Annotated in this window: 11 protein-coding genes; 8 read left to right on the top strand and 3 right to left on the bottom strand. The window is 65.4% G+C overall.

What is annotated here, in order from left to right; all coding sequences use genetic code 11:
• The first annotated feature begins 430 nt into the window (after positions 1 to 430).
• Positions 431 to 2140, top strand: a complete 1710-nt coding sequence (gene leuA / locus B3098_RS13160; protein ID WP_286896813.1) for a 2-isopropylmalate synthase — start codon at positions 431 to 433, stop codon at positions 2138 to 2140.
• Positions 2141 to 2228: 88 nt separating this feature from the next.
• Here the strand turns inward: leuA and B3098_RS13155 are convergent, their stop codons facing one another.
• Positions 2229 to 3557 carry an amidase gene (locus tag B3098_RS13155; protein WP_286896811.1) on the bottom strand — a complete coding sequence of 443 codons (1329 nt, stop codon included), beginning with the start codon at positions 3555 to 3557 and terminating at the stop codon, positions 2229 to 2231.
• A gap of 319 nt (positions 3558 to 3876) precedes the next feature.
• Between B3098_RS13155 and B3098_RS13150 the strand changes: the two genes are divergently transcribed.
• The 6 genes from B3098_RS13150 (at position 3877) to B3098_RS13125 (ending at position 9915) form a co-directional block, all read left to right on the top strand.
• A complete protein-coding gene (locus tag B3098_RS13150) occupies positions 3877 to 4890 on the top strand; it encodes a LacI family DNA-binding transcriptional regulator (RefSeq protein WP_175123944.1) in 1014 nt (337 codons plus the stop codon).
• A gap of 37 nt (positions 4891 to 4927) precedes the next feature.
• On the top strand, positions 4928 to 5725 hold the full coding sequence (locus tag B3098_RS13145; protein WP_286896808.1) for a phosphodiesterase: 798 nt from the start codon (positions 4928 to 4930) through the stop codon (positions 5723 to 5725).
• 115 nt (positions 5726 to 5840) lie between these two features.
• A complete protein-coding gene (locus B3098_RS13140) occupies positions 5841 to 6896 on the top strand; it encodes an ABC transporter ATP-binding protein (protein ID WP_286896805.1) in 1056 nt (351 codons plus the stop codon).
• A 34-nt stretch (positions 6897 to 6930) separates the two neighbouring features.
• Positions 6931 to 8226, top strand: coding sequence for an ABC transporter substrate-binding protein (locus B3098_RS13135; RefSeq protein ID WP_175137035.1), 1296 nt, complete (start codon positions 6931 to 6933; stop codon positions 8224 to 8226).
• A gap of 16 nt (positions 8227 to 8242) precedes the next feature.
• Positions 8243 to 9118: a carbohydrate ABC transporter permease gene (locus B3098_RS13130; RefSeq protein ID WP_175137034.1), complete on the top strand. Its 876-nt coding sequence runs from the start codon at positions 8243 to 8245 to the stop codon at positions 9116 to 9118.
• A complete protein-coding gene (locus B3098_RS13125) occupies positions 9115 to 9915 on the top strand; it encodes a carbohydrate ABC transporter permease (protein WP_076518055.1) in 801 nt (266 codons plus the stop codon). The genes B3098_RS13130 and B3098_RS13125 overlap by 4 nt, the downstream gene beginning before the upstream one ends.
• Positions 9916 to 9993: 78 nt before the next feature.
• Here the strand turns inward: B3098_RS13125 and B3098_RS13120 are convergent, their stop codons facing one another.
• Both B3098_RS13120 and B3098_RS13115 read right to left on the bottom strand, forming a co-directional pair.
• Positions 9994 to 10311, bottom strand: a complete 318-nt coding sequence (locus B3098_RS13120) for a hypothetical protein (RefSeq protein WP_191576244.1) — start codon at positions 10309 to 10311, stop codon at positions 9994 to 9996.
• An 83-nt stretch (positions 10312 to 10394) separates the two neighbouring features.
• Positions 10395 to 10742: a DUF1840 domain-containing protein gene (locus B3098_RS13115; protein WP_286896797.1), complete on the bottom strand. Its 348-nt coding sequence runs from the start codon at positions 10740 to 10742 to the stop codon at positions 10395 to 10397.
• A gap of 270 nt (positions 10743 to 11012) precedes the next feature.
• Between B3098_RS13115 and argS the strand changes: the two genes are divergently transcribed.
• Positions 11013 to 12698 (top strand): arginine--tRNA ligase, encoded by a 1686-nt coding sequence (gene argS / locus B3098_RS13110; RefSeq protein ID WP_175137032.1) that lies wholly within the window; start codon positions 11013 to 11015, stop codon positions 12696 to 12698.
• Positions 12699 to 12702 lie beyond the last annotated feature (4 nt).

The raw sequence follows: 12702 nt of genomic DNA, 5'->3' as shown, positions 1-12702 counted from the left end.
GCCAAAAGGCCGCCGCAAGGCGGCCTTACTGTTTCCAAAGGCCCATTCGTCAACTTTCGGAAAAGACCACGATCTGATCCGTCCCTTGCTCTTTCCGTTTGCGCTTCCTGAAAAAGTGTGTTTGACTAGCACCCCATGGCCGCTTACCGCACCCCCCTCGCGATTGCCACCGGACGCTCCGCCGCTCCGGTCGCCGGCCTGCGCGTTCAATCCTCCTTCATCGCGCTATCGCTATTGCTACCGATCGGTTGCCGGGCCTAGTGTCCCCGTGGTAGCTCGGCAGCCACGTTTGCCACACGCGATTTCCCCTTTTTATCTCTGAATCCTGCCGGCCATCCCGGCAAACCCTGGCACAAGACCGTCATCCGGTTGCGATGCCGACGAGCGCAAAACGCGCCGGGATTCACAAGAAACCGATCGAGGTGTAGTGATGATGCTTGCCAACCCCGCCACCAAATACGTCCCCTTCGCGCCCTTTGCCCGCGATTTCTCCGAACGCACCTGGCCCAGCCGCCGCATCACGAAGGCGCCGATCTGGATGAGCACGGACCTGCGCGACGGTAACCAGGCGCTGATCGAGCCGATGAGCGTGGAACGCAAGGTCCGCTTCTTCGAACAGCTCGTGAAGATCGGCTTCAAGGAAATCGAAGTCGGTTTCCCGTCCGCGTCGCAGACCGACTTCGACTTCGTGCGCAAGCTCATCGACGAGAAGCGCATCCCCGATGACGTGACCATCATCGTGCTGACCCAATCGCGCGAAGACCTGATCAGCCGCACCGTGGAAGCCGCCGCGGGCGCCAAGCAGGCCATCGTCCACATGTACAACGCTTGCGCACCGGCCTTCCGCAAGGTCGTGTTCAACATGTCCAAGGACGAGATCAAGAACATCGCCACGACCGGCACGCGCCTCATCAAGCAGTACACGTCGCAGCGTCCCGAAACCAAGTGGAGCTACGAGTACTCGCCCGAAGTCTTCAGCACGACCGAACCCGAATTCGCGCTGGAAGTCTCGAACGCCGTCGCCGATGTCTGGCAACCCACGCCGGACCACAAGATGGTGCTGAACCTGCCCGCCACCATCGAGGCGACCACGCCCAACCTGTACGCCGACCAGATCGAGTGGATGCACAAGAATCTGGCCCGCCGCGACAGCATCGTGCTCAGCGTCCATCCGCACAATGACCGCGGCACCGCCGTGGCCGCCGCCGAGTTTGCCGTGATGGCCGGCGCCGACCGCATCGAAGGCTGCCTCTTCGGCAGCGGCGAGCGCACCGGCAACGTCGACCTCGTCACGTTGGCGCTCAACCTCTACACGCAAGGCGTGCACCCCGGCCTGGACTTCTCGGACATCGACGAAGTGCGCCGTTGCGCCGAATACTGCAACCAGTTGCCGGTCCATCCGCGTCATCCGTACGCGGGCGACTTGGTCTTTACCGCGTTCTCGGGTTCGCACCAGGACGCGATCAAGAAGGGCTTTGCATTGCAAAAGGCCGACGCCGTCTGGGAAGTGCCGTACTTGCCCATCGACCCCGCCGACCTCGACCGCAGCTACGACGCCGTCATCCGCGTGAATAGCCAATCGGGCAAGGGCGGCGTGTCGTACCTGCTCGAGCAGGAACACGGCCTGGTGTTGCCGCGCCGCTTGCAGATCGAATTCAGCCGCGCCATCCAGCGCGTCACCGACGAGACCGGCCGCGAAGTCACCGCCGACGACGTGCACACGATCTTCAACCGCGAATACCTCGAGCAGAAGGCGCCGTGGAAGCTGATCCGCCATCGCATCGACGGCGATCCGTCGGCCGGCGAAGGCCAGCACTTCAGCATCGAAGCCGAACTTGAATTCAACGGCGAACGCCGCATCGTGAGCGGCAAGGGCGACGGCGCGATCTCCGCCTTCGTGGCCGCGCTGGATGTGCCCGTGCGCATCATGGACTACCACGAGCACGCCATCGGCACCGGCACCGGCACGCGCGCCGCGTCCTATGTCGAACTGCGCGTCGGCGAATCCGCCACGGGTTTTGGCGTGGGCATCGACCGCGACATCGTGACGGCCTCGTTCCAGGCCGTGCTGAGCGCCGTGAACCGCCACATCAATTCCGGCGCCGTCACCGCCGAACAGGAAGCCGCCGAAGCCGTGTGATCCACGACCAGGCTTGAAGCCCCCGACAACGGGGCACGAAATGAAGCCCGCCTTATCCGGCGGGCTTTTTCATTGCGGGTGATTGCAATCAGCCGCGCGGCCACATGTCGGACGCGCCGATATCCGGCGCATTCGCGGCCAGCAGCCGCGCATGAATCCATGCGCCGATGGCGAGCAGGCGGTGGTCCTCATATCGCGCGCCAACGAGCTGCAAGCCCACCGGCAGGCCCTGCGGTCCCGTCGCGAATGGCAGGTTCAGGCATGGCAGGCCGAACAGCGTCCAGGCCCGCGAGAATTGCGGATCGCCCGTACCCAGGTCGGCAAACGGCGCTTCGCCGCTGGCGCTGGGGGCAATCAGGACGTCGTATTGGTCGAACCATGTGTCGACCCGCGCGCGCGATTCGGCGGCGCGTTCCAGGTTCTTGATGTGCTGCTCCGCGCTGATCTGCGCGCCGGATTCCAGGATGGCCTGCAGCTTGGGACTGAGCTGCGCGGCATGTTCCACGCGTTCGTACGCCAGGGCCTGCGAGGCCTCGAACGCCATGATGTCCGAATGCAGCTGCACCAGCACGCAATGCTCCGGCGGCAGCGGCACTTCTTCGACCTTGGCGCCCGCGCGCGACAGGATCGCTGCGGCCTGCGCGAAGGCCTCTTTGGTTTCGGGCTGCGCATGGCGCCATTGCAGGCTGCGATACATGCCCACGCGCGGCGCGTCGTGATAGGACAGATCCAGCATGCGTGGATCGCGCATCAGGACAGACGAGAACAGCGCCACGTCTTCCACCGAGCGCGCGAATCCGCCCACCGTATCCAGCGATTCGGCCAGGCTTTTCACGCCGGCGCGGGAGATCCCGCCGAACGTGGGCTTGAAGCCGACCACGCCGCAATAGGACGCGGGCCGGATGATGGAACCCGCGGTCTGCGAACCCAGCGCAAAAGGCACCATGTCGTCGGCCACCGCGGCGGCCGAGCCGCTGGACGAGCCGCCGGGCGTGTAGGCCTCGTTGCGCGGATTGCGCGTGGGGCCGGCCTGGTAGGTGGCGAATTCGGTGGTGACAGTCTTGCCGATGACGATGGCGCCGGCGCCACGGCACAGCGCCACCGAGGCGGCGTCCAGTCCGGGGTGATGGCGGTCGTAGATGGGAGACCCGTAGCGGGTGGGCAGGTCGGCGGTATCGAACAGGTCTTTCACGCCGATGGGCAGGCCGTGCAGCGGACCGCGCAGCGCGCCGCGGTCGAGGGTTTCGGCGTGGTCGAGCGCAACCTGCTTCTGCAGGGCCGTCCAGGCATGGACGGTGTTGTCGCGCTGTTCGATGCGCGCGAAGCAGGCGCGCACCAATTGCACTGCGGTCAATTCACGCCGTTGCAGCTTGCGCGCGGCTTCGACCGCGCCCAGTCTGTTCAAGGCAGTAGACATGATTCTTTCCTCTTTGCCGGTGCCGCGACGAGCGCGGAAAAACATACTGCGCACCCGGTCCCCTTGACCGAGGGTATGCCCGGCGTGGCTGCCTGCCCGTGAAAGCAAGCGTCATGCCCGGCACACCGACCCCGCCGTTGTGCGTATTGCGTCAATTGGGAAAAACACCGAAAGAACGGGTTTTCCGCCGAATAACGCGCTGCGCCATGGCTTTGTGTTGTTGCGTTCGCACCAGCATAGCGCAAACCCGTGCAATACAAAGTTCATATTCCTCAAGTAAAGTGAAATCGTTTTCAGCAAACTTGCAGCGATTCCATCAATGGCTACGCGCCCGTCGCCCCGCTTTTCCATCATCGAAGTGGCTCGCAAGGCGGGGGTTTCGCCGGCGACGGTGTCGCGCGCGTTCAATCAGCCGGAGATCGTGCATCCCGACACGCTGGCGCACATCCGCAACATTGCCAAGCGCGCGGGCTTCCGGCCCAACCGCGTGGGCCGCAGCCTGCGTTCGGGCAGCACGCGCACCATCGGCTTGATCCTGCCCACGCTGTCCAATCCCGTGTTTGCCGAGTGCTTCGAAGGCGCCGAACGCCGCGCCCGTGAGTCGGGCTACAGCGTCATGCTGACCGCCACCGGCTACGACCCCGCGGTCGAATCGGCCGCCGTGCAGGGCCTGATCGATCATCAGGTCGACGGCCTGATCCTGACCGTGGCCGACGTCAGCAAGAGCGCCACGCTGGACGACCTGGACCGCAGCGGCATTCCTTACGTACTGGTCTACAACGAATCCAATGATCATCCGTTTGCTTCGGTCGACAATCGCGCCGCGGCAAGCGACATGGTGGCGCATCTGGCCGCGATGGGGCACAAGCGCATCGCGCTGGTGACCGGCCCGCTGACCGCCTCGGACCGCGCGCGCCGTCGCCTGATGGGCGCGCGCGCCAGCGCCAAGAAGCTGGGCCTCGATGCCATCCAGCACATTTCCATGAGTTCACATACCGGCAGCGACGTGGACGCGCTGAAGGCCGCGCTGCGCGGCAAGCAGGCGCCCACGGCGCTCTTCTGTTCCAACGACCTGCTGGCCACCGCCGTCATCGCCGACCTGGTGGGACTGGGGCTGTCGGTGCCCGCTGACATTTCCGTGTGCGGCTTTGACGGCATGCGCTTTGGCGCGTTGCTGACCCCACCGCTGACCACCGTCGCGCAACCCAGCGACGGCATCGGCCAGACCGCGTGCTCGAACCTGCTGGCGCAGATTCATGGCCAGCCACCGCAATCGAACCGCCTGCCGCATTGCATCGTCGTCGGCGGCACTGCTGCATCCGTGCGCCGCTAAGCCCGCTACCCACCATTCAGACAACTTCCAGACCGCCATGCTCATCGCACAAATCACCGACCTTCACATGCGCACCCCGGGAGACAAGGCCTACGGCATCATCGATCCGGCGGCGTTTCTGGCGCCGGCGGTGCGCGCCCTGAACGCGCTGACGCCGCGCCCCGACTGCGTGCTGATCACCGGCGACCTGACGGACCTGGGCAAGCCCATCGAATATCAGACGCTGCGCGAGCACCTGCAGGCGCTTGAGATTCCGTACTTCCTGCTGCCCGGCAACCACGACGACCGCGCCCAGTTGCGCGCCGCGTTTCCGGACCACGCGTATCTGCAGGACGGCGGACAATTCGTGCAGTACGCCATCGAAACCTATCCGCTGCGCCTGCTGGCGCTGGACACCGTGGTGCCGATGAAGAGCCATGGCGAACTCTGCCAGACGCGCCTGGAATGGCTGGCTGAACGCCTGGCCGAACAGCCCGGCCGGCCCACGCTGGTCCTGATGCACCACCCGCCATTCCTGACCGGCATTGAGCACATGGACGACATCGGCCTGCTGGCCGGCGCACCGGAACTGGAGCGCATCGTCGCCCGCTACCCCAACGTGGAGCGCGTGCTGTGCGGTCACCTGCATCGCACGATTTTCCAACGCTTTGGCGGCACGATCGCATCGACCTGTCCGGGCACCGCGCACCAGCTTGCGCTGGAACTCGGTCCGCGCCCGACACTGCAATACATCATGGAACCGCCCGGCTATCAGCTGCATTGGTGGCAGGGCGGCAACCTGGTCACGCATCACGCCGTCATTGGGGATTACCCCGGCCCGTATCCATTTGGTTGAAACCGGCGCGGGGAACCCGCGCATTGCCACATATCCGTCATGTTTGCGCTGCACAATGAAAAGGTTTTCATAACAGGCAACAATGCGGATCTAACAATTAGATCTTCGAGACAGCATGTCATCCATCGTTCTGGATAACCTCACCAAACAGTACGCCGGCGCGGCGGCGATCCAAGGCGTGAGCTTTACGGTTCCGGCCGGCAGCTTCACCGTTCTGCTGGGTCCGTCCGGTTGCGGCAAGTCGACGACGCTGCGCATGATCGCCGGCCTGGATACGCCCACGTCGGGCACCATCCGCATCGGCGACCGCGACGTCACGCAACTGCCGCCGGCCAAGCGCCGCATCTCGATGGTGTTCCAGTCGTATGCGCTGTTTCCGCACCTGTCGGTGCGCGAGAACATCCTGTTCGGCTTGAAGGTGCGCAAGGAGCCCGCCAAGGATTTCGACCGGCGCTTGAAGCGCGTGGCCGACCTGCTGGGCCTGTCCCACCTGCTGGACCGCAAGCCGTCGCAACTGTCCGGCGGCCAGCAGCAGCGCGTGGCCCTGGGCCGCGCCGTGATTTCCGAAGCGCCGGTCTGCCTGATGGACGAACCCCTTTCCAACCTGGACGCCCAACTGCGCCACGAAATGCGCCGCGAGATCCGCGCATTGCAGCAAAGCCTGGGCATCACCATGGTCTACGTCACCCATGATCAGACCGAAGCCATGAGCATGGCCGATCAGGTGGTGCTGCTGCGCGGCGGCCAGATCGAACAGCACGACACGCCTGATGGCCTGTATGCGCGTCCGGCGAGCGAGTTCGCGGCGCGCTTCATCGGCACGCCGCCCATGAATCTGATCAATCTGACGCAGCAAGCGGGCGCCACGATGATCGCCGGCACGCAGGGTCCCGCCATCGCAAATGCGCCCGCGGGCGCCGTGAAGCTGGGCGTGCGGCCTGAACACATTCGCATCGACGGCGACGGCATCGCGGCCACCGTCGAAAGCGTTGAGTACTTCGGCGCGGACTCCATCGTGGTGTGCCGCATCGGCGACACGGGCGGCGTGGCCGTCCGGGTGGGCGGCCACCTGCGCGCAAGCGCCGGCGAGTCGCTACGCCTGTCCTGGCCGGACGGGCAACAGCATTTCTTCGCCGCCGATTCGGCGGTGATCAACACCGACGGGCGCTAGAAAAAATAGCCCACACACAGGAAAGGAACATCCCATGCGACGCATCGTACTCAAGACCCTGGCCGCCAGCCTGGCCGCCGCCTGCCTGTCTCTGCCTGTGCAGGCGCAGAACAAGCCCGTCGAGGTCGAGTTCTACTACCCGGTCGCCGTCGGCGGCCCGATCACCAAGATCGTCGACGACATGGTGACGGATTTCCAGAAGGAAAATCCCAACATCAAGATCAAGCCGATCTACGCCGGTTCGTATCAGGACTCCATCGCCAAGGCGCTGACCGCGCTCAAGGGCGGCACCCCGCCGCAACTGGCCGTGCTGCTGTCCACCGACATGTTCACGCTGATCGACGAGGACGCCATCGTTTCGATCGACAGCCTGGCCAAGACCGACGCCGACAAGAAGTGGCTGGGTGGCTTCTATGACGCCTTCATGCAGAACAGCCGCACCGGCGGCCACACCTGGGGCGTGCCGTTCCAGCGTTCGACCATCGTCATGTACTACAACAAGGATCTCTTCAAGGCCGCCGGCCTGGATCCCGAAAAGCCGCCCAAGACCTGGGCCGAGCTGGTTGAGTACGGCAAGAAGCTGACCAAGCAGGACGCCTCGGGCAACACGACGCAGTGGGGCATCGAGATCCCGTCGGGCGGCGCGTTCGCGTACTGGCTGTTCCAAGCGCTGACCACACCCAACGGCGCGATCCTGATGAACGAAGCCGGCAACGAGGTCTACCTGGACAAGCCGGCGGTGGTCGAAGCCGCGCAGTTCTGGCGTGACCTGTCGGCCAAGCACAAGATCATGCCGACCGGCACGATCGATTGGGGCACCACGCCCAAGGACTTCCTGGAAAAGAAGGCGGCCATGGTGTGGACCACCACCGGCAACCTGACCAACATCCGCAAGAACGCGGACTTCCCGTTCGGCGTGGCGATGATGCCGCAGCAAAAGCGCGGCGGCAGCCCCACGGGCGGCGGCAACTTCTACATCTTCAAGAGCGGCACGCCGGAGCAGCAGGCCGCAGCGCTGAAGTTCGCGCAATGGGCCACCACGCCCGAGCGCGCGGCCGACTGGAGCATCGCCACGGGCTACGTGGCCGTGACGCCGGCCGCCTGGGAAACCGAGAAGATGAAGAAGTACGCGCAGGAAGTGCCGGCCGCCACGGTCGCGCGCGACCAGCTGGAAGTCAGCGTGGCGGAATTCTCGACGCATGAGAACCAGCGCGTCACCAAGACCCTGAACGACGCCCTGCAGGCGGCGCTGACGGGCTCGAAGACCCCGCAGCAGGCCCTGACCGACGCGCAGCGCGAGTCCGATCGCATACTGCGTTCCTACAAGTAAACCGACCGCACGCACGATGAGCCGCTCTTTGAATGCGCTTTATGGCTGGCTGCTTCTGCTGCCAGCCATCGTGCTGCTCGCCGCCTTCACGCATTACCCGGCGGTGGCGACGCTTTGGCACAGCTTTTTCTCCACCCCAAAGGGCGCGCGCCCGGCCCGCTTCGTCGGGCTGGACAACTACGCGGTCATGCGCGACGACCCCGTGTTCTGGCAGTCGCTGTGGAACAACCTGTGGTTTGCGCTGGGCACCATTCCCACCTCGATCGGCATCGCGCTGATCATGGCGCTATGGGTCAACCGCAATCTCACGGGGCGCGGGTTCCTGCGCATGGCGTACTTCACGCCGACCGTGCTGCCGATGGTGGCAGTCGCCAACATCTGGCTGTTCTTCTACACGCCGCAGTACGGGCTGATCGCGCAGGTGATGGGCTGGTTCGGCGCGCCGGGTCCCAACTGGCTGGGCAACCGCGAGACCGCGCTGCCCGCGCTGATGCTGGTGACCGTCTGGAAAGAGGCCGGCTTTTTCATGATCTTCTATCTGGCGGCGCTGCAGACCGTGTCGCCGTCGCTGCGTGAAGCGGCCATGCTGGAAGGCGCCTCGCGCTGGCAGTACTTCCGCCGCATCCTGTGGCCGCTGCTGATGCCCACCACGCTCTTCGTGCTGATCAATGCGCTGATCAACGCGTTCCGGCTGGTCGACCACGTGGTCGTCATGACACGCGGCGGGCCGGACAACGCGAGCACCTTGCTGCTCTATTACATCTACCAAGTGGGATTCAGCTTCTGGGATACGGCCTATGCCGCCACCCTGACCGTCGTGTTGCTGGTGGTGCTGGCGCTGACCGCGCTGATCAAGTTCCGCTGGCTGGACCGCAGGACGCACTACCAATGAAAGACAAGCTCGATACCCTGGGCGCGTGGGCGCTGGGCCTCTTGTGGATCCTGCCGCTGGCCTACGCGATGTGGGCGGCGTTCCATCCGCCGGCCTACGCCACCCGCTTCGATCTCTTCGCGCCGCTGACGCTGGATAACTTCGTCCGTGCCTGGAATGCAGCGCCGTTTCCGCGCTACTTCCTGAACACGTTCGTGCTGGTCACGATGGTGCTGGCCGCGCAGCTGGTGCTGTCGACGCTGGCGGGCTACGCGTTCGCGCGCTTCGAGTTCCGCGGCCGCGACTTCGTCTTCATGCTGGTGCTGTTGCAGCTGATGATCATGCCCGACGTGCTGCTGGTGGAAAACTACCGGTCGATGAGCCTCTTGGGCGTACGCGACACGGTGTTTGCAATCGGACTGCCGTACTTCGCCTCGGCCTTCGGCATCTTCCTGTTGCGCCAGACCTTCAAGACGGTTCCGCGCGAACTGGAAGAGGCGGCCCGCATGGAAGGCGCGAACGCGCTGCAGGTGCTCTGGAAGGTGTACGTGCCGCTGGCCAAGCCGATCTACGTGGCCTACGGGCTGGTGTCGGTCAGCCACCACTGGAACAACTTCCTGTGGCCGCTGATCATCACCAATTCGGTGGAATCCCGGCCGCTGACGGTGGGCCTGCAGGTCTTCTCGTCCACGGACCAGGGCATCGACTGGTCGGTCATCACTGCCGCGACGCTGATGTCGGCCGCGCCGCTGCTGATCGCGTTCCTGCTGTTCCAGCGCCAGTTCGTGCAGTCGTTCATGCGGGCGGGGATCCGCTAGAACCTGACAAGCTGCCGCGCCGCAACAAAAAACCCCGCCTCGGCGGGGTTCTTTGCGCATGGGGCCACGCGTCGGGGATCAATACCCGACGGTAAGCCCCGGCAGGTCCACCGTGATGCGCGGACGCTCCAGCGCCAGCGCCAGGTGCTCGGCGAACTCCCGGGCTTCCTTTTCGTCAGACGACAGCGTGTCGTAGCCCAGCGCGTCGGCCACGCCCAGCACCTTGTCCAGCAACAGGACCTTGCCGCTGGGCCGCAGCGGCTCGCAGCCCAGGGTTTCCCAGGCGCTGTCAAACCAGTCGCGCGCATCGGCCTGGCGTTGCGGGGAGGTTTCGACGTTCGCGGAAAGGTCCAGCGAACGCCGGGGGTCGAAAACGATGGTGATGTCGCTGCGCATGGAAATAAGGCTCCGTCAAAGGGCGTCAGGCCAACAGGGTAGGCAAAAAACGCCGGACAGATTGTCCGCCCGGCGACATAGTCCTACCAGCCCCGCGAGACTTCCCAGGTGACCTCGGCGCCCGCGGCCTGCGACTGGCGCATCATGACCAGCAGGGGAAAGGCGCGTTCCTTCAGACCCACCGCGCGCGCCATCGGCGCGACGGGCGCCTTGTCCTCGTCGTCCTCGTCCGGGCTTTCGTGGGCATGCTGGTACTCGTCGATCGCGCGTTCGATACCGCTGATGGCCGGTCCAAGCTGCTCCACGGTGAAGACGCCGCGCTCGGGGATCTTGTCGCCGACCGGCTTGCCGGCCGCCTGCAACAGGGCGCCCGCGTGGTCGGTCAGCATCAGGACTTCGGCCACGACCTTGGAGTGAAAAGTGATCAGCATATTCCGGTCTCCTACATTGATTACCTTAGCTCCGTACACTACCCCAACGCCCCCATGATGCCAACTGGCGCCCCCAAATCAACTATGATTCAGGGGTTTCCCGTGACAGCAGGCGCCGCGCCGGGCCCCAGATTTCCGGCACATGCGCGCCGGCTTGCCCGCCGCCGCCGGACAGAACCGCGAGCCAGCCTGCGGGCACGGCGCGGATCGCCGGCAGGCCGCAAGCGCCGTGCCGCCATCGTCACTCACTCAGAACCACGCCAGACGCCCATGCTCCTCGAGCAACAAAAACAGCTTATCTCCCTGATCCAGGCCGCCGTCGCGCAGAGCCTGCCCGACGCCCAGCCCAACGTGCTGCTGGAGCGCCCCAAGGTTGCCGCCCATGGCGACGTCGCCACCAACGTGGCCATGCAGCTGGCCAAGCCGGCCCGCCGCAATCCCCGCGAACTGGCCCAGGGCATCGTCGACGCCGTGATGGCCAATCCCGACGCCGCCGCGCTGGTCGAAAGTGCTGAAGTGGCCGGTCCCGGCTTCATCAACCTGCGCATCACGCCGGCTGCCCGCCAGGCCGTGATCGCCGCGGTGGCTGAGCAGGGTGATGCCTACGGCCGCGCCGCGCGCCTGGGCGAGAAGATTTTGGTCGAATTCGTGTCGGCCAACCCCACCGGTCCGCTGCACGTGGGCCATGCCCGCCAGGCCGCGCTGGGCGACGCGCTGTGCCGTCTGTACGACGCCGTGGGCTGGGACGTCACCCGCGAGTTCTATTACAACGACGCCGGCAACCAGATCCAGAACCTGGCGATCAGCGTGCAGGCCCGCGCCCGCGGCCTGACCACCGATTCCCCCGACTGGCCCGAAGACGGCTACAAGGGCGACTACATCGCCGACATCGCCCGCGACTTCCAGGACGGTAAGACCATCCAGGCGTCCGACGGCGAGCCCGTCACCGCCACCGGCAACATCGACAACCTGGACGACATCCGCGCCTTTGCCGTGGCCTACCTGCGCCGCGAACAAGACCTGGACCTGCAGGCCTTCGGCCTGGCGTTCGACAATTACTACCTGGAAAGCTCGCTCTACACGTCCGGCCGCGTCGAAGCGACGGTCAAGGCGCTGATCGCCGGCGGCCATACCTACGAGGAAGGCGGCGCGCTGTGGCTGCGCACTACCGAACTGGGCACGGGCGACGACAAAGATCGCGTCATGCGCAAAAGCGAGGGCGGCTACACCTATTTCGTGCCGGATGTCGCCTACCACAAGGCCAAGTGGGAACGCGGCTTCCATCGCGCCGTGAACATCCAGGGCAGCGACCACCACGGCACCGTGGCTCGCGTGCGCGCCGGCCTGCAGGCGCTGGAAGAGGGCATCCCGAAGGACTACCCGTCCTACGTGCTGCACAAGATGGTCAAGGTGATGCGCGGCGGCGAAGAGGTCAAGATCTCCAAGCGCGCCGGCAGCTACGTCACCATGCGCGACCTGATCGACTGGGTCGGCCGCGACGCCGTCCGCTACTTCCTGATCCAGCGCCGCGCCGACACGGAATTCGTGTTCGACGTGGATCTGGCCCTGTCCAAGAGCGACGAGAACCCCGTCTATTACATCCAGTACGCCCACGCGCGCATCTGCTCGGTCATCAACAACGCGGGCATGCCCGCCGCCGACGTGGCCCAGGCCGACGCCGCGCTGCTGACGGCGCCGACCGAATTCGCGCTGATGCAGCGCCTGGCCGAGTTCCCGCAAGTGGTGGCGCTGGCCGCCCAGGACCTGTCGCCGCACCACATCGCGTTCTGGCTGCGCGACTGCGCGTCGGACTTCCACGGCTGGTACAACGCCGAACGCGTGCTGGTCGACGACACCGCCGTGAAGCTGGCCCGCCTGCGCCTGGCCGCCACGACCCGCCAGGTGCTGGCCAACGGCCTTGCGCTGTTGGGCGTTTCCGCGCCCGAGCGGATGTAACATC

The sequence above is a fragment of the Achromobacter sp. UBA2119 genome, assembly GCF_002331005.1.
GTDB classification, from domain to species: Bacteria; Pseudomonadota; Gammaproteobacteria; order Burkholderiales; family Burkholderiaceae_B; genus Achromobacter; species Achromobacter animicus.
This window is presented reverse-complemented; position numbering and strand designations above follow the sequence as displayed.